Genomic DNA, 21,708 nt, shown 5'->3' on the forward strand with positions numbered 1-21,708 from the left:
CGGTGCCGCGGCACCGGCACGCCAGGCCCAGATCACCGTCCGGTGCCCGGACCGCGCCCGGATCACCGGCCTCGCCCCCTGCCTTCACCGGTGAAGGCAGGGCGGGTCAGACGGTTCCCAAGGCGGGGCGGGTCAGACGGTTCCCAGGCCCTTTCGCGCCGCCGTGACCCAGCGGGGGACGCCGACCCGTTCGGCCACCGCCAGCGCCTTCTCATAATGCCTGCGCGCGTCCTCCGGCTGCCCGAGGTGCATGGCGAGGTCGCCGAGCGTCTGCGCGACCGGCCACAGCGCCACGACGCCGGTGCCGGCGCCCGCGATGCGGTCCGACAGCGGGCCGAGGGTCGAGTAGGCGTCCTGCATGCGGTCGCGGTCGCCGAGCAGCATCCCGGCCAGCGCCCGCCACGTCGTCGCCAGCTCGTACAGGAAGTCGGCGCGGACGGGGGGCCGGATGGCCGCGATCGCCCGCGCGTCCTTGGTGTGGCCCGCCGAGGCCAGCGCGACGGCGTAGGCGTCCAGCGTCCACTTGGCGCCGCGCCGGTGCGCCTCCTCCAGGGCCTCGACCATGTCGGCGGCCCTGCCGTCCACCAGGTGCAGGCAGAACGTCGTGATCAGTGGCAGGTCCTGGCGGCCCTCCAGCATGCCGGCGCGCGCCGTGAGCCGGGCGGCGTCGCGGTAGGCGCGCTCGGCGCCGGCGTAGTCGCCGGTGATCATCATGCGCATGCCGGCGTACCAGGCGCCCACCGCCGACGGCGCGGGCAGGTCGTACCGCCTGGCCAGCCGCTCTGCGGAGCTCATCTGCGCGTCGGCCTCGGCGAAGTCGCCGCGCGCCGCCGCGCACTCCATCAGCACCAGGTGGGCCAGCGCCCGCACCGCGATCTGCCCGGACGCGGCGCCGACCTCCAGCAGCTCGCGGCCGATGGCCTCGCGCTCGTCGACCACCGTGATCACATACGACTGGCGCAGCCGGCCGCTCAGCGCGACGGCGAGCAGCGCCGGGTCGCCGCTCTGCCGGGCCAGCTCCTCGGCCTCCAGCGACGCCTCGTACCCGCGGCCGGTGGCCGAGCCCTCCAGCTCCAGCGCCAGGGTGGCCAGCAGGCTCGCGCGCAGCGACCGCTCGCTCGGCGGCAGCTCGATCAGCGCCCGCTCGGTGACGTCGACGATCTCCCACGCGGTGCGGGTGAGGTCGCGGGCGATGCCCTTGTAGGGGACGGCCACCGACGCGGCGATGCGCGCGGTCAGCTCCAGGTCGCCGAGCGGCAGGGCGGCGTCCATCGCCTCGCGGCGGCGGGCCCGTGCCGCCGTCATGTCGCCGCACAGCGCCAGCGCTTTGATCAGCCGGAGCTGGAGCATCAGCCGCTCCTTGGGCGGCCCGCCCGTGGGGTGGGCACGGTCGAACGCCGCGATGGCCCGCTCCCACAGAGTCGCGGCCTCCCGGTGGGCGAAGCGCCGCTCGGCCTGCTCGGCGGCCAGGCCCGCGTAGTGGACGGCCTTGGCCGCGGTCTCCACCGTGCCGGCGGCGTCGTAGTGGTGGGCGAGCGCCGCCACGTCCGACCGCGACCGGCTCTCGATGACCGAGGCGACGGCCGCGTGCAGGCGGGACCTGCGCAGCCGCGAGGCGTCGGAGTACAGCGTGTCGCGGACCAGGTCGTGGTCGAACCGCAGCATGCCCGGCCCCGGCTCGGTGACCAGGCCGGCCAGCAGCCCGGCCTCGACGGCGTCGACGACGGCGTCCTCGTCGCCGGAGATGTCGACCAGCACGTCGATGTCCACGTCCCGGCCGATCACCGCGGCCTGCAGCAGGATCTGCTGGGCCGTCGCCGGAAGGCGGGCGATGCGGCGGCGCAGCACGTCGCGCACGCCGGAGGGCACCTCGGAGATGACCTCGGCGGCGGTGGCGCGGCCCCCGGTGGACTCGGAGTCCAGCAGCCGGACGGTCTCGCGGACGAAGAACGGGTTGCCGCCGGTGCGTTCGACGATCGTGCCCAGGGCCTCCTCGTCGACCTCGCGGACGCAGGTGGCGCGTACCAGTTCGGCCACGGCCTGCTGGTCGAGCCCTTCCAGGCCGACCCGCACCGGCCCGAGCCGGGCCAGGGCCGCCAGCACGTCGGACTGCTGGTCGTTGAGCTCGCCGTCGCGGCAGGTCACCACGAGCAGCACCCGGCCGGTGGCCAGCAGGCTGGGCAGCGCGCGCAGCATGGCGAGCGTCTGGTCGTCGGCCCAGTGCAGGTCTTCCAGGGTGAGCAGCACGGGCGCCTCGCGGGTGATGCCGGCGATGTAGCCGCCGACCGCGCGGTGCAGCCGGAAGCCGCCGGAGGCCTGGTCGTCCTCGTCGGCGGGGGCGGCGTCGTCCAGCAGCGGCGCGAGCAGCGGGCCGTACTCGCCGGCGCCGCGCACCGCGACCAGCGCGCGCAGGACCTCCACCCACGCCCAGCCCGGCGGGGTGGCGCTGCTGTCGGGGCAGCCTCCCGAGGCGGTGATCCAGCCCTGGCGGGCGAGCTCCTGGCCGAGCTGGCGCACCAGCGTGGTCTTGCCCGCGCCGGGGTCGCCGCCGACCACGGCGGCGGTGAAGCGCCCGGACAGGGCGTGCGGCGCGGCGCCGGTCAGCCGGGCCAGCTCGGCGTCCCGGCCGACGAACGGCTCGGCGGGCAGCGGCGGGACGTCCGCGGCGGGGCTCTCGGCGCGCGGCGGCCAGGTGCCGCCGGGTTCGGCGAAACGCTGCTGCCGCTGCGGGACCGTCAGCTCCAGCCCTGGATCCTGGGACAGGATGTCGGACTCCATCTTGCGCAGCGCGGGGCCCGGGTCGATGCCGAGCTCGTCGGCCAGCATCGTGCGGGCCCGCCGCAGCGCGGCCAGGGCGTCGCCCTGCCTGCCGCAGCGGTACAGGCCCAGGGCCAGCAGCCGCCAGCCCTCCTCGCGCAGCGGATGCTCGCCGGTCAGGGCCTCCAGGTCGGGCACGGTCTCGGCGTGCAGGCCCAGGCGCAGGCCCGCGTCGGCGTGGCGCTCGCGGGCCACCAGCCGCAGCTCGGCCAGCCGGTTGACCTCCGCCTCGGCCCACTGCTGCTCGGCGAAGTCGGAGTAAGGGGTGCCGCGCCACAGGCCGAGCGAGGTCTCAAGGCCCGAGCGCGCCGGCTCGGGATCGTCGTTGTCCAGGTACTTGCCGGCCGAGCGCACCATCGACTCGAAGCGGAGCGCGTCGACCTGGTCGGGCGCGGTGCGAAGCGCGTACCCGGAGGCGACGGTGACCAGCAGGCGGTTGGGGCCGCCGCGCGGCCGGCCGGGCTCGAGGACGCGGCGCAGCCGCGAGATGTAGACCTGCAGCCCCGACTGGGCGCCCTTGGCGGCCTCGTCGCTCCACAGGTCGAACAGCAGTGTGTCGACCGGCACCACCTGGCCGCGCGCGACCAGTAATCGCGCCAGTACGGCGCGTTGCCGAAGCCCGCCGAGGTCGACCTCACCGTCGCCGTCGTCGTACGCCTCGACCGGCCCAAGAACGCGGAACGTCACCATGTCAGCCGCCACGCTATGCGGGCCCGTCGAGCGCGCACAAGCTATTCGTCAAGGCCCGCCTTCCTTCTCTCGCCGCGCCGTCGCGGATGCCTCGGGCGGCCCACGGGTGTGACGAGGCTACAGGACGGGGAACGCACGGCGACAACGACGTGGCAGGGGGTATCGGCCCGCACTTCGGCCCGGCGGCGCCGCGCGTCCGCGCCCGGGTTCAGGCGTGGGACGCGGGCTCGGGCGAGCGGTCGTTACCGGCCGTTCTGCGCCGCAGCAGCGACCACGCGCCGAGCGCGAGGCCGCCCCAGGGGATCTCGATGGTGTAGGTCCAGAAGCCGAACAGGATCGCCGCCGCGGTCGCCGGGCCGGGCTGCTGGCCGAAGGCGATCAGCAGCGCCGCCGTGCCGCCCTCCATGATGCCCGCGCCGCTCGGCGTGACCAGGGCGCTGGTGAGCACCCGGCTGACCGCGAAGACCGCGACGGTCTCGGCCGGTCCGGGGTAGGCGCCGGTGGCCACCGCGCAGGCCGCCATCATCAGGCACTGCATCACCAGGAAGCCCACCATGCCGAGGGAGAGCCCGGGCCAGCGCCGGTGCACGATGCCGGCCGTGTCGGCGCGCAGGCGGTGGACGGCGTCCGCGGCGTAGTGCTCGGCCGGGCGCAGCCTGCGGGGCAGGACGCGCAGCGCGCCGTCGGCGGCGCGGCCGAGCAGGTCGGCGGCCCGCTCCCAGTAGAGGGCGGCGGCCACCACGGCGACCAGCACGAGGATCGACAGCGCGCCGCCCCAGGCCGCGCTGGTGACCCGGGGGTCGGGGATGCGCCCGGCGACGAGCAGGGCGATGATGCCGGCGGCCGGCAGGATGAACCGGAACAGGGTGTTCCAGATGCCGGTGACCAGCGTGTAGACCACGACGGGACGGGTGGCGAAGCCCCAGCCCTTGGTCATCCCGAAGGTCAGCGCCACGCCGGCCGCCCCGCCGAACGGCAGCAGGTTGCTGACCGCGCTGCCCGCGGCGTTCAGCGTGAGCGCCTGCAGGTGGGTGAGGCCGGGCAGGCCCGAGGTCATCACGAAGGTGTAGGCGTACAGGCTGAGCAGCCACAGCACGGTCATCAGCAGGATCATCGGCCAGCTCAGGGCCGCGAACCGCGCCCCGATCTCGCTCCAGCTCACCTGCGCGCCGGTGAGCGCGTGCACGATCTGCGGCAGGAACACCACGAGCAGGACCGCCAGGGCCAGGGAGGCCACCGAAAGGCCGGCCTGCACCCATCTGTTCCTCATCAGTGCTCTCCATGTCCGTTCACGGGCCGCCCGTCGCGGCCCCCGCCGATGCGCGATCCCAGTCTGCCGGGCCGTCGCGGCGCCCATCTCCTCCGCAAGGACGAGATGGCCCCTGGCCGCCCCCTAGCCCGCCTCCCCGGCGGCCTCCTCCACGGCCCGCGCCGCCGCCCCGGCCTCCGGCAGGTCGTCGAAGGGATGCGTGCGCCGGGTGCCCGGCGGCAGGTCGCGGCGGACGTACCACTCGGTGCCGAAGATCAGGCGGTACAGCGGGCCGGGGATCCGCAGCATGACCGCCAGCGTGCGGTCGCTCCCGCCTCCGCTCGCCTGGCTGGCGTGGGCCGCCATGCTGGCCCGTTTGACCCTGGCGAACCTGCGCACGTTGACCCGGTGGGTGATCACCTCGCCGGGAGAGTAGGCCCGCTCGAAGGAGCGCACGTCGAACTCCGGCGGGAAGCGGTAGAAGCGCTGGGCGAGCCGCAGGGCCCGCAGCAGCGGGTCGCGGTTGACGGTGGCCTCGAGCAGGATCGGGGTGCCGGCGATGCCGGCCGCGCGCTGCCCCACCCGGTACACCTGCACGTGGTCGGGGTGGCCGTACCCGCCGGCCGGGTCGTAGATGGTCAGCAGGTCGGCGCCCTCCTCCCGCAGGACGGCCGCGAGCCGCTGGGCGGCCTCCTCGATGTCGGCGTCGATGAAGGCGTTCTCCGGCCGGTCGTCGCCGACGCCGCCGCCCTCGCCGAGGCCGGAGTCGCCGTAGCCGAGCAGCACCACGCGGGCCACCCCGAGCACGGCGGCCGAGGCGTACAGCTCGGCGGTGCGCGCCTCGGCCAACTCGTCGCCGTGGGGCAGGTCGGCCAGGCCGCGCTCGCCGGCGGTCGCCACGACGAGGACGACCCGATGGCCCTCGGCCGCCAGCATCGCCATGGTCCCGGCGGTCAGCAGCGCCTCGTCATCGGGATGGGCGTGGAAGAACACCGCGGTACGTGCCACGCCGCCATGATTCCACGGCGCCGCCGCCGAGCTCTCCGCCGCCTCCCACGCGGTGCCTCCAGAAGCCCTCCGCAACGCTTCAAGAACCAGCCGCCCCCGGCTCGCGCCCCCGGCTCGCGCGTTTGATGCCGGTGGCGGCCTCTGCCAGTCTGGCGGGGTGCGGATCCTTCACGTGAGTGACTGCTACCTGCCCCGGCTCGGCGGCATCGAGGTACAGGTGGCCGACCTGGTGCGGTCGCAGGCCGAGGCCGGACACGACGTCGAGGTCGCCACGGCGACCCCGGGCGAGCGCCTGCCCGGCGTCCACCGCATCGTGGCGCCGATGCCCTTCGACCTGCCCGTCCATCCCCGCGGCGGAGTGCATCTGCTGCGCCTGATGGCCGCCCGCCGCCCCGAGGTCGTGCACGTCCACACCGGCGCGGCCTCGCCGTTCGCCTGGATGGGGGTGCGCGCGGCCGTCCGCGCCGGGCTGCCGGTCGTGGTCACCGTGCACAGCATGTGGGACCCGGTGACGCGCACGATGTACCGCGGCCTGGACTCGCTGTTCGGCTGGACGTCGTGGAGCGTCGTGGGCACCACGGTGAGCCACGCCGCCGCCCGCCCGATCCGCGCCGTCACCGCCGGGCGGGTCCCGGTCGACGTGGTCTCCAACGGCCTTGACGTCTCCACCTGGCGGCCGGAGGGGGAGGCGCCGCCGAGGGAGGGCGACGAGGTGCACGTCGTGGCGGTGGGCCGGCTGGCTCCGCGCAAGCAGCCGGTGCGCCTGCTCAAGCTGCTGCTGGAGGCCAGGCGGCGGGTGCCGGCGGAGATCCCGATGCGGGCGACCCTCGTGGGCGACGGCCCCGCGCGCGGGTCGATGGAGCGGTTCCTGCGGTCCCACGGCATGCAGGGCTGGGTGTCGCTGCCGGGCCGTTACTCGCGCGAGCGCATTCGCGAGCTGCTGGCCTCGGCGGACGTCTTCGTGGCGCCGGCGCCACGGGAGTCGTTCGGCATCGCGGCCCTGGAGGCGCGGGCGGCCGGCGTGCCGGTGGTCGCGCGGGCGCAGAGCGGCGTGGCCGACTTCGTGCGTCCCGGCAAGGAGGGTCTGCTCGGACGGTCCTTCGACGAGCTGGTCCGCGCGGTGGCGCGCCTCGCACGCGACCGCGAACTACGCGAGCAGATCGCCCGGCACAACAGAGAGACCGAACTCACGCGCTGCACATGGCCGGCGGTCCTCGAAGGCTTCGAACACTGCTATGCCTTGGCGAAGTCCGCCGTGGAAATGCGCGGGCCGGAAGAATCCGGCGGAAAAGGTTTTAGCGGGCGTTAGAAGGGAAGGACGCGGCCGGAAGGGCTGCGGAGGTCCAGAGGGCTCGGACGGCGCGTGGGCTTCGGCCGGGGTGTGATGAGAATCCGTTTCATGTCCTTCTCCTTCGGTACGGGCTCACACTTCCCTCGTCACTCGTCGGCGGGCAGGTCCGTTGCCTCAGTGGTGACTCCGCGGTCGGGGCGAGGTGCGTGGGACCCGACCTCACCTCCTGTTTACCCGCTATTGGGCTGCCGCAGACGCTTTCGACCCCAGTTTCTCCGATCTTGATGTGCCGCGTAACCCCTAGCTCTCCCCAGCAGGGCCGATTGCGGCCCTTTCGCAGGCTCCTGCGAAGACACATGTTCATGTGGACGTATTCAAATCCTAAAAACGCGATGTTTCCAGCGATTATCGAACGTGTTGCGGGTGCCCGCCCCGCGATGGCCGGTGCGGGCCCGCGTATTCGCCGCCGTGAGCCCTCCGGGACCGTCCGTGAAGGGCGCGGCGTCGGTGAACGGCCGGGGTGATCCGCCCGCGATGGATTCCCCGAAGGCGCCGGTACGGGCGCGACCGCGCGCGGCGGCCGCCGCGGGCTCGGCGGCTCAGTGGACGGCGTTCCACACGGTGATGGCGGTGCGCCATGCGAGCAGGGTCATCTCGAGTCCGAGGCGCAGCCATTCGCGGCGTTCGCGGCCGGCCCACCGGGTGCGGTGCTTCTTTCGCCTGTCGGCCATCTGGCCCCCCTTTCCATGCCGGTCTCCGGGGGCGGGGAGCGGGGCGCGCGCCCTCGTCGCCCGCCGTGTCCGGGCGTCCGCGCGGGTGCCGTGAACTTCTGTCCGGGGACCGGGGGGCTGGTCGGCGGGCCGTTCGGGATGCAACCATGCCGGGCGCGTCAATAGGCGTTCCGCGTGCGCCCGCAGTGCCGGACGGCGCGAGGCGCTCCCCGGGTGAAGCTGTTCTCCCACGTCAGGCGCACGCGCGGTTATTGACATGATCGTACCCGTCGGTAACGACCTTGAACCTCCCGGCGGGACCGGCGTTTCCCGGCGTGTCGCGGCGGGGCCGTGCCGCCCCGGGGCCGGGGTCAGCGATGGCGCAGGATGAAGTCGTCCTCCTCGTCGCCGGCGCCGACGCTGCCGACCGCCCACAGGCCGCCGGCGCCCGGGACGCGGGCGATGCCGGTCCTGCGGACGTCGTCGGACTCCTCGTACTGCTGGCCCTCCCGGTGCTCGCGCACCAGCGGGCCGTACGACCGCGACCACCTCGTCCCGTCGAAGTGGAGGAACAGCGCCTGGCCCGAGTGGTCGGCGTCGACGCCGCTGATCCACACATCGCCGGGACCGAAGCCCGTGACGCCGTCGAGCGCGCCGCGCGGCACCGGCACCTCGACGCGCCGCCACGCGAGGCCGTCCCAGTGCAGGACCAGCGGGGCCTGCGGCGTCCGCGGGCCGCCGCCGGGGGCCGTCACGCCGCCCACCGCCCACACGTCGTCCGGACCGGCCGTCCACACCCCGCGCAGCACCCCGCCGGGGATCGCCGGGGTGCGGGCCCGCTGCCACGACTGGATCGCCGTGCCCGAGACGGCGCTGCCGTGCCAGATCATCGGACCGCCCTGCGCGTCCGGCGCCGCGGCGTCGTTGCCGACCGCCCACACGTGGCCGGTCGTGGCGGTCACGGCCGTGAAGTACCCGTCGGCGCGCAGGGCGTTGCGGAAGCCCCGCCCGGTCCACTCGGTGATGACGCCCTGTGTGGTGTTGCGGCCGGCCAGCCACGCGTGGCCGCCGTGCGCGGCGACGTCGGACAGGACGTACTCCTCAGCCACCCCATAGGGATGCCGCGGCGTCCAGCGCGTGCCGTCCCAGTGGGCCGCGTACGGGCTGTCACCGGCGCCGACGATCCACACGTCGCGGGCGCCCGCCGCGCTCACCCCGAGCAGGCGCCCGGCGTCGCCGGCCTCCTCCGGCATCTCAGTCCAGCGCGTGCCGTCCCAGTGCTGCAGGGCGGGGCGGCCCTCGCTGTCCTCGGCGCCGTCCTTGTACCCGACGGCCCAGGCGTCGCGCGGGCCGCTCGCCGCGACGTCGAGCAGCGCGGCGGCGGCGCCGAGGCGGGCGCCGGCGAAGAGCTTCCAGTGCGGAGAGGCGGCCGTCCTGCCCGTGGCGGCGGGGCTCGGGCCGGTCGTCGCGGCCCCGCCGGGGGAACCGGCGCCCGTGGCGGTGGAGGTGGCCGCGCGCGCGGGCGGCGCGCCGTCCTGGTCGCCGGCGCAGGCGGGCGCGAGTGCCAGGGCCAGGCAGGCCACCGCGAGCGGCCATCGGAGCGTTGTCCCCATGGGACGGCATGCTCGCAGGAAGCCCCCTGGCCACGCCACCGTCGCCACGCGTGCCGCCCGGCGTGGCGTGCCGCTCGGTCCGGCGGCTCCCGCGTGACGGCTCGCGGGGGTGGCCGCCCCAGGCCGGGGGGCGCGGGCGGTCAGAGGGTGGGGTCGAGCCGGCGGGCGACGTCCTGGTACACCCCGAGCAGCAGGTCCCAGAACCGCGGGACGTCCAGGCCGGTGCCCACCAGCGCGTTGGGCACGCGGTCGCCGAGGTCGAAGTGCGTGACGGTCATCCCCGAGGTGTACCGGCCGGCCGTCTCCACCTGCACCAGCGCCGGCACCACGTCGACCAGCGTGGGGTCGATCAGGTAGGCGATCGCGCACGCGTCGTGGATGGCCGGCCCTTCCTCGGCGGTGACCATGCCGTAGAACTCCACGCACGGCACCAGCAGGTCGGCGCCGAGCCGGCCCATCGCGCGCATGCGGTCGACGACCTCGCCGACGGCGAGCGCCCGCCGGCTCACGTCCAGCCCGATCATGGTGACCGTCCAGCCGGCGTCGAACACGATGGCCGCGGCCTCGGGGTCGGCGGCGATGTTGAACTCGGCGGCGGGGGAGAAATTGCCCCGGGTGGAGGAGCCGCCGAGGATGGCGAACTCGCGGGCCCACTCGACGATCCTCGGCTCGCGCAGCAGGGCCAGCGCCACGTTGGTCAGCGGGCCGATCGCGACCAGCGTGACCTCGCCCGGCGCGGCCCGCAGGGTGTCGATGATGAAGTCGGCGGCGTGCCCGTCGTCGGCGGGGAGCGTCGCCTCGGGCAGGACGGCTCCGCCGAGTCCGTGCTCGCCGTGGACGGACGCCGCGTCCACCGGGGTGCGCAGCAGGGCGCCGGCGCTGCCGGGGACGACCGGGACGCCGGGGAAACCGAGGAACTCGCGCAGCCGCAGCGCGTTGCCGGTCGTGTGGCCCAGGTCGACGTTGCCCCCGACCGTGGTGATCCCCAGGATCGAGAGCGCGGGGCTGCCGTGCGCGAGCGTGATCGCCAGGGCGTCGTCGATCCCCGGGTCGCAGTCGATGATGATCTTCTTGGGCGCCACATCTGTAGCTTGGACGACGCACGACAATTCCGGCAAATCTCCGTACTTCGGCCGGTGGCCGGTCACCGTCTCCGGGTCCGCGTGCGGACCCGCCGGGAACGTGTACGGCTCGCGCGGGGCGTGGTCGCGCGAGCCGTACGGTCTGGGGTCAGCGCCGGATGACGTGCAGGACGCTGGCGATGCGCTCCGCCGCCGTGACGATGTCGGAGGCGTGGCCGATGCGGCCGGCCCACGACAGCCAGAACCACCACTCGCCGTCGGCCGCGTTGGCGGCCAGGACGTCCTCGGTGACGGCCGGGGCCATGGGGTTGATCACGCGCAGGCGCGGATACAGGCCGGTGCGGGCCGTCAGGCGCACCTGGAACGCGTGCGCTTCGAGCTGCGCGGCGAGTCGCTCCAGGTGGTCGAGTGCCTCAGCCGAATGAACGCTCGGTTCTGCGGTTCTCATCTTTGGTCTCCAGCGGGGACATCGGTGACCGGATGGGGACCAGACTGAACCCGGCCGCTCCTACCGGCAATCGGAGCAAATCCACTGATAAGTGGAATACCGTCGATCGGACCGGAGGTTTACGTGGAAACCACGCGGATGCCCAGGCATCAGTCCCATAACGCTGTGGGCTAATAGGTGCCGGCTGGTTAACATCGGGGAAACATCCGTAAGGCCGAACACTCCAGTGGCGGAGGGCGAGAGATGGCCCGTGGAGAACACTCCCCGGCATGTGCGCGACGCTGGCGTGAGCAGGCCGTGTCCCGCCAGTGGACCCTGTGGCAGACCGCCCAGGCCATCAACGGCTGCTGCGGGGTCAGCCTGCTCAAGGCCCACCGCCTCGCGCGCGGCTGGTCCGCCCGGCAGGCCATCGAAGAGCTCGAACGGCTCTGCGAGGCCCACTCCCTCGGGCTGCCGCGCGCCAGCATCGACCTGCTGAACGCCTGGGAGAACAACCGCGCCCGCCCCCGGCCGCAGACCATCGACCAGATCGCGCGCCTGTACTCCGCCAACGCCGTGCGCCTCGGCCTGGCCGCCGACTACTGCGACGACGGCGAGGGGCCGAACGTCGTGGTCGTCGCCGCCGGCCACACCATCCCGGCCCCCGCGCTCCCCGTCGAGGACGCCGCCCAGCCCCGGCCGCGCCCGGCGCCCGCCGACCTGGACGACGAGGCCGAACGCCGCGCCCTGTTCCACCACGCGCTGCTCAGCTCCGGTCTGCCGCTCAACGGCCGCCTGCTCGCCGAGGTCGAGCGCACCCGCCAGGACGTCGACCGCACGCTCGCCGCCGCCACCGTCAGCGAGGACCAGCTCGACCGGCTCGACGAGCAGGTCCTGCGCTACCGCCGCGAGTACATCAAGAGCGCGCCGCTGCCGATGCTGTACCGCCTGATGCTGGAGATCGCCGATGTCCGCAGGCTGGTCTCGGCCCGGCAGCCCGCCGCCACCCAGCGCCGCCTGCTGAACGCCACCACGATGCTCGCGCTGCTGTCGGCCGACGCGCTCATGAAGCTCGGCGACACCCGTCAGGCCCACGCCTGGTACGGCACCGCGCGGGCCGCCTCCGACGACATGGGCGAGGTCCGGCTGCGCGCGCTCGTGCGCGCCCAGGAGGCCATGCTGCCCTACTACTACGGCGACCTCACCGAGACCGTGCGGCTGGCCCGCGAGGCGCGGATGCTGGCCGGGAGCGCTCCAAGCTCGCCCGCGGCCCTGGGCGCCGCGGCCGAGGCGCGGGCGCTGGCCCGCATGGGCGAGCACCAGGCCGCGCGCGTCGCGCTGGCCGAGGCCGAGCGCATCTTCTCGCGGATGCCCCGCGAGGGCGCCGACCACCTGGCCTTCCGCTTCTCCGAGCGGCGGCTGCAGTTCTACCGCATGGGCACGCTGATCGAGCTCGGCGAGGCCGAGCAGGTGCAAGAGTGGATCTCCCGGTCCGCGAGCCCGTACACCATCGACCCCGTGCTCGTGCTGCTCGACCAGGCGGGCCACGTGGCGCGCGAGGGCGACTACGACCAGGCGTGCCGGCTGGCCGAGCAGGCCCTGACCCAGGTGCCGCCCGAGCACCGCACCTCCATCGTGGTCACCCGGGCCCGCGCCCTGCTGGCGATCATCCCGAGGGCCCAGCGCCGCACCCCCGCCGCGCGACATCTCCATGACCTGCTCGCGGAAGCCGGCCCGCAGCTCGCGCTGGAGCGGCCATGAACATGCTGGCGGACGAGGCCGCGGCGATCCTGGGGGAGGTGTGCGAGAGCGTCGGCCTCGACGCCAGGGACGCGCAGCTGCTCCGGGTGCGCAGCAACGCCGTGTTCAAGCTCCGCGACGAGATCGTGGTGCGCATCGCCACCGCGCCGGACGCCATGACACGGCTGCCCGTCGTGCTCGCCGTCGCCCGGTGGCTGGCCGACCAGGGCTTCCCCACGGTGCGCCCGGCCGACGAGCTGTGCGACCAGCCGCTGGTGTACGACGGGCGGGTGGTCACCTTCTGGCACTACGTGCCGGCGAGCGGGCGGCCGACCACCACCCAGCTCGGCGACATCCTGCGCAGCCTCCACCTGCTGCCTGTGCCGCCGTTCCCGCTGAAGCGGCTCGCCGACCCGCTGGCGGAGGTGCGCGAGTCCGTCGAGCACCGCAAGGAGGTGCTGACCCCCGGCCAGCGCGCCTGGCTGCGCGACCGGGTGGCCGAGCTCACCTCGCGCTGGGCCGACCTCGGCACCGAGGGGCCTCCCGTGCTGCTGCACGGCGACGCCTGGATCGACAACCTGCTGCGCTGTCAGGACGGCCACGCCGTGCTGTGCGACTGGGACGGGGTCGCCGTCGGCCCCCGCGAGTGGGACCTCGTGCACACCTACCACGGGCAGCGCCGCTTCGGCCTGACGGCCGCGCAGGTCGACGACTTCGCCGGCGCCTACGGCTTCGACCTGCGCGCCTGGCACGGCTACCCGACCCTCATGGAGGTCAGGGACATGTACGCGGTGGGCATCCACATCCGCAACGCCACCCGCGATCCGTTCTCCCGCAAGGAGCTGCCGCGCCGGCTCGACTCGCTCACCCGTGGTGACGGACAGGCCCGCTGGTACCTCGCCGAGCCGGCGTGAGCCACCTCACGCGGAGCTCATGATTTCTTTGCCCTGGACACGAGTGATGCGTTTGTGATTCCGGGGGCGGGCGGGTACTGTCGGCGATGTTGCAGTCGTAGTTTCCTCGCACGTCTTTTTTGAAAGCGCCCGCGGGAAGTTCCTGGCAGCGGTCGTTCTTGCTTCTTCAGCGGTTTCGTGGATGCAGCAGGGTATGGTCCGCTACGCAGCCCCGTGCCGCCGACCCGGCGGACCGGTGAAGCCCTAACAGGGAGAAGCAGAGTTGTCTGAAGGTACCGTCAAGTGGTTCAACGCCGAAAAGGGCTTTGGCTTCATCGCCCCGGACGACGGTAGTGCCGACGTGTTCGTGCACTACTCGGCGATCACCTCCGGGGGCTACCGCAGCCTGGACGAGAACCAGCGCGTCACCTACGTGACCGTCCAGGGGGCGAAGGGTCCCCAGGCGGAGCAGGTCACCGTCATCTGACGCGACGTCTCCTCCGGGCCCGTACCGCCTCGCGGTGCGGGCCCTCAGATTTCTCCGGGGTAAGGCCACCCCGTCTCCGTCGCCCGATACTTTGCCCCTTCTTGGGGTAGAGGCGGCCGGGTGAGACTGACTTATACCTCAGACCTGTGGTGGAAGAACGCGGTCGTCTACTGCCTGGACGTCGAGACCTTCGCCGACGGCAACGGCGACGGCGTCGGCGACTTCCGGGGCGCCGCGCAGCACATCGACCACCTCGAACGGCTCGGTGTGACCTGTATCTGGCTGATGCCGTTCTTCCCGACCCCCGACCGCGACGACGGGTACGACATCACCGACTTCTACAGCGTGGATCCGCGGCTGGGCACGCTGGGGGAGTTCGTCGAGTTCATGCGGGTGGCGCGCGACCGCGGCATCCGGGTGATCGCCGACCTGGTCGTCAACCACACCTCCGACGAGCATCCCTGGTTCAAGGACGCGAGGTCCAGCCGGGACTCCCGCCACCGCGACTGGTACATCTGGTCCGACACCCCCGAGCCGGACGACCCCAAGGGCGTGGTGTTCCCCGACGCCGAGGACTCCCTGTGGCAGTACGACGAGGGCAGCGGCCAGTACTACTACCACCGCTTCTACCGGTTCCAGCCCGACCTCAACGTCGCCAACCCCGAGGTGCGCGACGAGATCGCCCGCATCCTGGGCTTCTGGATGGAGCTCGGCCTGTCGGGGTTCCGCGTCGACGCCGTGCCCTTCCTCGTCGAGGACGTCGGCAAGAAGGAGGAGGCCGACGAGGAGCCCTCCGGCGAGAAGAGCGCCAAGGCGGGCCAGGACGGCGGTGAGACGGGCAAGGCGGTGGACCACAAGGCCAAGGACGCCGGGCTGCCCGACGTGCACGAGTTCCTGCGCGACATGCGGGCGTTCATGAACCGCAGGGACGGCAGCGCCATGCTCCTCGGCGAGGTCAACCTCGAGTATCCCGACCTGCGCAAGTTCTTCGGCAACGACCTCGGTAACGAGGTCACGATGTGCTTCGACTTCATCGGCATGCAGCGCATGTACCTCTCGCTCGCGCGCGGCGACTCCCGCCCGCTCGCCGACGCGCTGCGGCAGCGCCCCGCCCCGCCCAAGGACTGCCAGTGGGCCTCGTTCGTCCGCAACCACGACGAGCTGACGCTGGACAAGCTCAGCGAGGCCGAGCGCAAGGAGGTCTTCGAGGCCTTCGGCCCGGACAAGGACATGCAGCTGTTCGGCCGCGGCCTGCGCCGCCGCCTGCCCTCCATGCTCGGCGGCGACCTGCGCAAGATCAAGATGGTGTACAGCCTGCTGTTCTCGATGCCGGGCACCCCCGTGCTGTTCTACGGCGAGGAGATCGGCATGGCCGAGAACCTCGCGGTCAAGGGCCGCGAGGCGGTGCGGACGCCGATGCAGTGGACGCCGCACGAGAACGGCGGGTTCTCCACCGCCGACCCCGAGAACTTCCGCAACCCGATGGTGCAGGGCGAGTTCGGGCCCGAGCACGTCAACGTGAGCGCCCAGCGGCGCGACCCGGACTCGCTGCTGATGTGGATCACCAAGCTCATCGAGCAGTACCGGGGCTGCCCCGAGCTGGCCTGGGGACGGTACGAGGTGCTGGAGACCGGCGCGCCGGCCGTGCTGGCCCACCGTTCCGACATCGACGGCGAGACGGTCCTCGCCGTGCACAACTTCGCCGACGAGACGGTCTCCTGCGAGCTCACCCTCGACGGCCTCGACGAGGGCAAGGTGCTGACCGACCTGCTCATCGACGGCACCGTCGAGATCGGCCCGGGCGGGCGGGTGTCGCTGGAGCTGGAACCCTACGGCACCCGCTGGATGCGCGCGTCCGAGCCCGAGCTGGCCCCCGCCGACGCGGGCGACATCGCCGATTCCGAGGCCCGTCAGAAGGCCTGACGCGAGACCCGGGGCCGGGGGACGGGTCAGGGGCGCCGCCGCTGGTGGCGGGCGCGAACCCTGAAGCCCGGCCCCGGACCCGGGCCCGTCCCGCCCCTGGTGGAGTAGGGGTCGGCTCGGGGATGCCCCAGGGCTCGCTCCGGCCGATCTCCGATGCCCGCGCGGCGCGCCGGAGGCGACAGTCAAGGGCATGACGACCTCTCCCTTGACCGCCGGCGGGTTCGCGGCCCTCGCCAACGGCGCCGTCGCGATGACGGCGCTGCACCTGACCTCCGGCCTCGACCCGCTGCACGGCATGATCAGCGAGTACGCCTTCCACCCCCACGGGTGGCTGCTGGGGACCTCGCTGACCTTCTTCGCCCTCGGGGCGGCGATGCTGGCCGTGGAGATGTCCCGGCGCGGGACCGGCCGGGCGACGGTGGCGCTGCTGGGCGTGTGGAGCACGTGCATGCTGATGATCGCCGCGTTCCCCACGGACCGGCCGGGGATGTCGCTGTCGATGTCCGGGGGCATCCACCGCTATGCCGCGTTCACCGCGTTCGTCAGCATGCCCGTGGCGGGCCTGGCCATCGCGGCGCGCGGCGGCCGGCACGCGGCGGCGTTACGCGGCCTGAGCCTGGCCGCCGCGGGCTTCCTCATCCTGGTCCTGGTGCCGTACGTGGTGCGCATGTTCGGCATGGACCCCGGGGCCGTCCCGGCCGGGCTGACCCAGCGGCTCGTCGTGGTGACCGAGGTCGTCGTCCTGGTGCTGATCGGACTGTCGGCCGCGGTCGGCCGCGACGGCGCCCGGGCCCGCGCCCGGGTGACGGCGCGCCTCGACGGAGCCGGGCCGCGCGTCCGCCCCGCCGTGGCGGCCTGAACGCCCCGTGAGAGCGCGGACGGGATCAGATGAGGCCGAGCTCCCGCACGGCGTCGCGCTCCTCGCCGAGCTCGCGCACCGAGGCGTCGATGCGCTCGCGGGAGAACGGGTTGACGGGCAGACCCTGGACGATCTCCCAGCGGCCGCCGCGGGAGACGGCGGGGAAGGAGGAGATGAGGCCCTCAGGGACGCCGTAGGAGCCGTCGGAGGGCAGGGCCGCGGAGGTCCAGTCGCCCTCGGCGGTGCCGTTCACCCAGTCGTGCACGTGGTCGATCGCCGCGTTCGCCGCCGAGGCCGCCGAGGATGCGCCCCGCGCCTCGATGATGGCCGCGCCGCGCTTGGCGACCGTGGGGATGAAGGTGTCGCGCAGCCAGCCCTCGTCCACCTGCTCGGCGGCGATCTTGCCGTTGACCTCGGCGTTGTAGAGGTCGGGGTACTGGGTGGCGGAGTGGTTGCCCCAGATCGTCATCTTGGTGATGGCCGTCACCGGGACGTCGAGCTTGGCGGCGAGCTGCGACAGCGCCCGGTTGTGGTCCAGGCGGGTCATCGCGGTGAACCGCTCGGCGGGGACGTCCGGCGCGTGCGAGCGGGCGATCAGCGCGTTGGTGTTGGCCGGGTTGCCGACGACCAGGACGCGGATGTCGTCGGCCGCGTGGTCGTTGATGGCCTTGCCCTGCGGGCCGAAGATGCCGCCGTTGGCCTGGAGCAGGTCGCCGCGCTCCATGCCCGCGGTGCGGGGGCGGGCGCCCACCAGCAGCGCGACGTTGGTCCCCTCGAAGGCGCGGCCGGCGTCGTCGCTGATGTCGATGCCCTGGAGCAGCGGGAAGGCGCAGTCGTCGAGCTCCATGGCGGTGCCCTCGGCGGCCTTGACGGCCTGCGGGATCTCCAGCAGGCTCAGCCGCACCGGCACATCAGGGCCGAGCAGATGACCCGAGGCGATGCGGAACAGCAGCGCATAGCCGATCTGGCCTGCGGCGCCGGTGACGGTGACCTTGACTGGAGCCTGCGTCATGACGTTCCCCTAGGTGGGCTGTTGACGTTTTCCGAACAGCCGAAAGATTATCCGTTCGAACAGGCCCCTCAGGAACGCAGGTCCCCTCCCGGCGCGCGTCCGCGTCCCCGGCGTGTCCGTTGACGCCGGAGGCGCGGCGTCCTACGGTACGGGCACCTCTGCCGCCGGTGTCACCCCTGGAGGTCCCATGCCGGTCGTCGAAACCGTACGCGGTCCGGTGGACGTGGGCGTCCTCGGCCAGACGCTGATGCACGAGCACGTCTTCGTCGTCGACCCCGGCCACCTCGCCGACCAGGGCGAGGACGGCTGGTGGGACGAGGAGTACCGCGTCGCCGACGCCGTCGAGAAGCTGCGGGCCCTGGTCGCCAGGGGCGTCACCACCATCGTGGACCCGACGGTGTGGGGGATCGGCCGGTACATCCCGCGCATCCAGCGGGTCGCCGCCGAGGTGCCCGAGCTGAACATCATCGTGGCCACCGGCCTCTACAGCTACATGGACGTCCCCTTCCACTACGCCCACCGCGGCCCCGGGACGGTGGTCGACATCCCCGAACCGATGGTCGACGACTTCGTCAAGGACATCACCGAGGGCATCGCCGGCACCGGGGTCAAGGCCGCGTTCCTCAAGTGCGCGATCGACCATTACGGCATGACCGCGGGCGTCGAGCGCATCTGCCGCGCGGTGGCCCGGACCCACGTGCGCACCGGGGTGCCGATCACCGTCCACACCAACCCCTCCACCCGGTCGGGCCTGGCCGTGGTGGACCTGTTCACCAAGGAGGGCGTCGACCTCACCAAGGTCGTGCTCGGCCACTCCGGCGACAGCAACGACCTGGACCACCTCATGGCCCTGGCCGACACGGGCGCGACGCTGGGAATGGACCGCTTCGGGCTCGACCTGTACAACCCCACCGGGGCGCGGGTGGACACCATCGTGAGCCTGTGCGCCCGCGGTTACGCCGACCGCATGGTGCTCAGCCACGACGCCGCCTGCTTCTACGACTACTTCGGCCACATGTGGGACGCCGTGCCGCAGATCGCGCCGAACTGGAACTACGGCCACATCCACCAGGACGTCCTCCCGGCGCTGCGCGAGAAGGGCGTCACCGACGCCCAGATCGAGCAGATGCTGGTGGACAACCCCCGGCGGTACTTCTCCTGAAGCGGTGACGCTCCCGGGAGGCTTTCCCTGGGGCGGCGACGCTCCCTCGGGAGGCATCTCCTGAGGCGATGACGCCCCGGGGGCTTCTTCTGAGGCGGTGACGCCCCGGGGGCTTCTTCTGAGGCGATGGCGCCCCCGGAAGGCCGGCCGCGGCCTTCCGGGGGAGACGCGCCCGGCTTACTTCAGGCCCTTGTCCAGGCCGGCCTTGCGCAGGGCTTCGGCCAGGGCGCCGCCCGCCGGGGCGCCGCGGTCCTGCCCGCCACGGCCGCCGCCGCCGCGTCGGCCGTCCCCGCCGCCCCTGCCCTGCCCTTGCCCGCCCCTGCGGCCGCCCGCGCCGCCCTGGCCGTCCTGGCCGCCGCGTCCCTGCGCCTGGCCGCCTCTGCCCTGTCCCTGGGCCGCGTTCTTGCCCGCTGCCTCGTCGTCCAGGCGGAGCGTCAGCGAGATGCGCTTGCGCGGGATGTCCACGTCCAGGACCTTCACCCGGACGATGTCGCCCGGCTTGACCACCTCGCGCGGGTCCTTGACGAACGTCCGCGACATCGCCGACACGTGGACCAGGCCGTCCTGGTGCACGCCGACGTCCACGAACGCGCCGAAGGCGGCGACGTTGGTGACGACGCCCTCCAGCAGCATGCCGGGCTCCAGGTCGGAGATCTTCTCCACGCCCTCCTTGAACGTCGCCGCGCGGAAGGCGGGCCGCGGGTCGCGCCCGGGCTTCTCCAGTTCCTTGAGGATGTCGGTGACCGTCGGCAGGCCGAAGGTGTCGTCGGCGAACTGGTCGGGCCGCAGCTTGCGCAGCACCGCGGTGTCGCCGATCAGCGTCCTGATGTCGCCGCTGGTGGCGTCCAGGATGCGCCGCACCACCGGGTAGGACTCGGGGTGGACGCTGGAGGCGTCCAGCGGGTCGTCGCCGCCGGGGATGCGCAGGAAGCCGGCGCACTGCTCGAAGGCCTTGGGCCCGAGCCGGGGCACCTCCTTCAGCGCGCGGCGCGAGCGGAACGGGCCGTTGGCGTCCCGGTGCTGCACGATGTTCTCGGCCAGGCCAGAGCCGATGCCGGACACGCGGGTCAGCAGCGGCGCCGACGCGGTGTTGACGTCCACGCCGACGGCGTTCACGCAGTCTTCCACCACCGCGTCCAGCGAGCGCGAGAGCTTGGTCTCCGACAGGTCGTGCTGGTACTGGCCGACGCCGATGGACTTGGGGTCGATCTTGACCAGCTCGGCGAGCGGGTCCTGCAACCGGCGGGCGATGGAGACGGCGCCGCGCAGCGACACGTCCAGCCCGGGAAGCTCCTGGGAGGCGTAGGCGGAGGCGGAGTAGACCGAGGCCCCGGCCTCCGACACGACGATCTTGGTGACCTTCAGGTCGGGATGCCGCTTGATCAGGTCGCCGGCGAGCTTGTCGGTCTCGCGGGAGGCCGTGCCGTTGCCGATGGCGATCAGCTCGACGCGGTGCTCGCGGGCGAGCCGCTCGAGGACGGCGATCGACTCGTCCCAGCGGCGGCGCGGCTCGTGCGGGTAGATCGTCTCGGTGGCGACCACCTTGCCGGTGGCGTCCACGACCGCGACCTTCACGCCGGTGCGCAGGCCGGGGTCCAGGCCCATGGTCGGGCGGGTGCCGGCGGGCGCGGCGAGCAGCAGGTCGCGCAGGTTGGTGGCGAAGACGCGGACGGCCTCCTCCTCGGCCGCCTGCCACAGGCGCATGCGCAGGTCGATGCCCAGGTGCACCAGCACGCGGGTGCGCCAGGCCCAGCGGACGGTGTCCATCAGCCACCGGTCGGCCGGCCTGCCGCGGTCGGCGACGCCGAAGTGGCGGGCGATGCGCGTCTCGTAGCCGCTCGGGCCGTCCTCGGCGGGCGACTCCTCGGGCTCCAGCATGAGGCCGAGCACCTCTTCCTTCTCGCCGCGGAACATGGCCAGCACGCGGTGGGAGGGCAGCTTGGTGAACGGCTCGGCGAAGTCGAAGTAGTCGGAGAACTTGGCGCCGGCCTCCTGCTTGTCCTCCCTGACCCGGGAGACCAGGCGGCCCTGCGACCACATCTGCTCGCGCAGCGCGCCGATCAGGTCGGCGTCCTCGGCGAACCGCTCGACCAGGATGGCCCGCGCGCCCTCCAGCGCGGCGGCGGCGTCCGCGACGCCCTTCTCGGCGTCCACGAACGCCGCGGCGGCGGTCTGCGGGTCGCGCGAGGGGTCGCCGAGCAGTTCCTCCGCCAGTGGCTCCAGCCCCGCCTCACGGGCGATCATCGCCTTGGTGCGCCGCTTGGGCTTGTAGGGCAGGTAGATGTCCTCGAGGCGCGCCTTGGAGTCGGCCGCCATGATCTGAGCCTCGAGGGCGTCGTCGAGCTTGCCCTGGGAGCGGACGGACTCGAGGATCGCGGTGCGCCGCTCCTCCAGTTCGCGCAGGTAGCGCAACCGCTCTTCGAGCGCGCGCAGCTGCGCGTCGTCGAGCATCTCGGTCGCCTCTTTGCGGTAGCGGGCGATGAACGGCACGGTGGCGCCGCCGTCGAGCAGGTCGACCGCCGCCTGCACCTGCCGTTCGCGCACGCCGAGCTCTTCGGCGATCTTCTGATGGATGGAGATCGTCACGATCCTGGTCCGCCTTCGCTTCTGAGGTCCGGGGAAGATTGTGCATGCTCGCCACCCCGATTGTCGCGCCGTCACGCCCTGCCCGGGTGGCCGGCCGCGCGTACGGGCGCCCGAGACCGGTCGGCCTGCGGGACGTTACCGCAGGCCCCCGGACCTGCG

Annotated in this window: 16 protein-coding genes; 7 read left to right on the plus strand and 9 right to left on the minus strand. The window is 73.2% G+C overall.

Annotation, left to right across the window (positions count from 1 at the left end; genetic code table 11):
* Positions 1–132: 132 nt before the first annotated feature.
* The 3 genes from ABZT47_RS14640 to ABZT47_RS14650 all read right to left on the minus strand — a co-directional run bounded on the left by ABZT47_RS14640 (position 133) and on the right by ABZT47_RS14650 (position 5,764).
* Positions 133–3,507 (minus strand): BTAD domain-containing putative transcriptional regulator, encoded by a 3,375-nt coding sequence (locus ABZT47_RS14640; protein WP_354840912.1) that lies wholly within the window; start codon positions 3,505–3,507, stop codon positions 133–135.
* A 208-nt stretch (positions 3,508–3,715) separates the two neighbouring features.
* Positions 3,716–4,777, minus strand: a complete 1,062-nt coding sequence (locus ABZT47_RS14645) for a lysylphosphatidylglycerol synthase transmembrane domain-containing protein (protein ID WP_354840915.1) — start codon at positions 4,775–4,777, stop codon at positions 3,716–3,718.
* Between the two features lie 123 nt (positions 4,778–4,900).
* Positions 4,901–5,764 carry a PIG-L family deacetylase gene (locus ABZT47_RS14650; RefSeq protein WP_354840918.1) on the minus strand — a complete coding sequence of 288 codons (864 nt, stop codon included), beginning with the start codon at positions 5,762–5,764 and terminating at the stop codon, positions 4,901–4,903.
* A gap of 172 nt (positions 5,765–5,936) precedes the next feature.
* Here ABZT47_RS14650 and ABZT47_RS14655 point away from each other — a divergent pair, with 172 nt between their 5' ends.
* The gene (locus ABZT47_RS14655; RefSeq protein WP_354840921.1) at positions 5,937–7,073 is read left to right on the plus strand and encodes a glycosyltransferase family 4 protein; all 1,137 of its coding nucleotides are present in this window, start codon (positions 5,937–5,939) and stop codon (positions 7,071–7,073) included.
* 581 nt (positions 7,074–7,654) lie between these two features.
* Here ABZT47_RS14655 and ABZT47_RS14660 read toward each other — a convergent pair.
* The 4 genes from ABZT47_RS14660 to ABZT47_RS14675 all read right to left on the minus strand — a co-directional run bounded on the left by ABZT47_RS14660 (position 7,655) and on the right by ABZT47_RS14675 (position 10,908).
* Positions 7,655–7,786, minus strand: coding sequence for a hypothetical protein (locus tag ABZT47_RS14660; protein WP_354840924.1), 132 nt, complete (start codon positions 7,784–7,786; stop codon positions 7,655–7,657).
* A gap of 350 nt (positions 7,787–8,136) precedes the next feature.
* Positions 8,137–9,378 (minus strand): hypothetical protein, encoded by a 1,242-nt coding sequence (locus ABZT47_RS14665; RefSeq protein ID WP_354840927.1) that lies wholly within the window; start codon positions 9,376–9,378, stop codon positions 8,137–8,139.
* A 140-nt stretch (positions 9,379–9,518) separates the two neighbouring features.
* Entirely contained in the window at positions 9,519–10,460 is a 942-nt protein-coding gene (locus tag ABZT47_RS14670; protein ID WP_354840930.1) for a nucleoside hydrolase, read from the minus strand.
* Between the two features lie 148 nt (positions 10,461–10,608).
* Positions 10,609–10,908 carry a hypothetical protein gene (locus ABZT47_RS14675; protein ID WP_354840933.1) on the minus strand — a complete coding sequence of 100 codons (300 nt, stop codon included), beginning with the start codon at positions 10,906–10,908 and terminating at the stop codon, positions 10,609–10,611.
* A gap of 297 nt (positions 10,909–11,205) precedes the next feature.
* Here ABZT47_RS14675 and ABZT47_RS14680 point away from each other — a divergent pair, with 297 nt between their 5' ends.
* The 5 genes from ABZT47_RS14680 (at position 11,206) to ABZT47_RS14700 (ending at position 16,789) form a co-directional block, all read left to right on the plus strand.
* Entirely contained in the window at positions 11,206–12,648 is a 1,443-nt protein-coding gene (locus ABZT47_RS14680; RefSeq protein ID WP_354840936.1) for a helix-turn-helix transcriptional regulator, read from the plus strand.
* On the plus strand, positions 12,645–13,541 hold the full coding sequence (locus ABZT47_RS14685) for an aminoglycoside phosphotransferase family protein (RefSeq protein WP_354840939.1): 897 nt from the start codon (positions 12,645–12,647) through the stop codon (positions 13,539–13,541). Before ABZT47_RS14680 ends, ABZT47_RS14685 begins: the two co-directional genes overlap by 4 nt.
* A 262-nt stretch (positions 13,542–13,803) precedes the next feature.
* The gene (locus ABZT47_RS14690) at positions 13,804–14,007 is read left to right on the plus strand and encodes a cold-shock protein (RefSeq protein ID WP_248959313.1); all 204 of its coding nucleotides are present in this window, start codon (positions 13,804–13,806) and stop codon (positions 14,005–14,007) included.
* Positions 14,008–14,127: 120 nt separating this feature from the next.
* Positions 14,128–15,930: an alpha-amylase family protein gene (locus ABZT47_RS14695; protein WP_354840943.1), complete on the plus strand. Its 1,803-nt coding sequence runs from the start codon at positions 14,128–14,130 to the stop codon at positions 15,928–15,930.
* Between the two features lie 190 nt (positions 15,931–16,120).
* A complete protein-coding gene (locus ABZT47_RS14700; RefSeq protein WP_354840946.1) occupies positions 16,121–16,789 on the plus strand; it encodes a DUF998 domain-containing protein in 669 nt (222 codons plus the stop codon).
* A 25-nt stretch (positions 16,790–16,814) separates the two neighbouring features.
* On the opposite strand, the gene ABZT47_RS14705 is transcribed toward ABZT47_RS14700, so the two are convergent.
* Complete coding sequence (locus ABZT47_RS14705; protein WP_354840949.1) at positions 16,815–17,801, minus strand: malate dehydrogenase; 987 nt, start codon at positions 17,799–17,801, stop codon at positions 16,815–16,817.
* A 187-nt stretch (positions 17,802–17,988) separates the two neighbouring features.
* Between ABZT47_RS14705 and ABZT47_RS14710 the strand changes: the two genes are divergently transcribed.
* A complete protein-coding gene (locus tag ABZT47_RS14710) occupies positions 17,989–18,963 on the plus strand; it encodes a phosphotriesterase-related protein (RefSeq protein WP_354840952.1) in 975 nt (324 codons plus the stop codon).
* A gap of 177 nt (positions 18,964–19,140) precedes the next feature.
* On the opposite strand, the gene ABZT47_RS14715 is transcribed toward ABZT47_RS14710, so the two are convergent.
* Entirely contained in the window at positions 19,141–21,549 is a 2,409-nt protein-coding gene (locus ABZT47_RS14715) for a Tex family protein (RefSeq protein ID WP_354840954.1), read from the minus strand.
* Between the last annotated feature and the right edge of the window lie 159 nt (positions 21,550–21,708).

This window comes from Sphaerisporangium sp. NPDC005289, assembly GCF_040607455.1.
GTDB classification, from domain to species: Bacteria; Actinomycetota; Actinomycetes; order Streptosporangiales; family Streptosporangiaceae; genus Sphaerisporangium; species Sphaerisporangium rhizosphaerae.

What these genes read in the sequence shown, in the direction of transcription:
- ABZT47_RS14640 (WP_354840912.1), bottom strand. Translation starts at nt 3,507, where the DNA reads ATGGTGACGTTCCGCGTTCTTGGGCCGGTCGAGGCGTACGACGACGGC.
- ABZT47_RS14645 (WP_354840915.1), bottom strand. Translation starts at nt 4,777, where the DNA reads ATGAGGAACAGATGGGTGCAGGCCGGCCTTTCGGTGGCCTCCCTGGCC.
- ABZT47_RS14660 (WP_354840924.1), bottom strand. Translation starts at nt 7,786, where the DNA reads ATGGCCGACAGGCGAAAGAAGCACCGCACCCGGTGGGCCGGCCGCGAA.
- ABZT47_RS14665 (WP_354840927.1), bottom strand. Translation starts at nt 9,378, where the DNA reads ATGGGGACAACGCTCCGATGGCCGCTCGCGGTGGCCTGCCTGGCCCTG.
- ABZT47_RS14675 (WP_354840933.1), bottom strand. Translation starts at nt 10,908, where the DNA reads ATGAGAACCGCAGAACCGAGCGTTCATTCGGCTGAGGCACTCGACCAC.
- ABZT47_RS14685 (WP_354840939.1), top strand. Translation starts at nt 12,645, where the DNA reads ATGAACATGCTGGCGGACGAGGCCGCGGCGATCCTGGGGGAGGTGTGC.
- ABZT47_RS14700 (WP_354840946.1), top strand. Translation starts at nt 16,121, where the DNA reads ATGACGACCTCTCCCTTGACCGCCGGCGGGTTCGCGGCCCTCGCCAAC.
- ABZT47_RS14705 (WP_354840949.1), bottom strand. Translation starts at nt 17,801, where the DNA reads ATGACGCAGGCTCCAGTCAAGGTCACCGTCACCGGCGCCGCAGGCCAG.
- ABZT47_RS14710 (WP_354840952.1), top strand. Translation starts at nt 17,989, where the DNA reads ATGCCGGTCGTCGAAACCGTACGCGGTCCGGTGGACGTGGGCGTCCTC.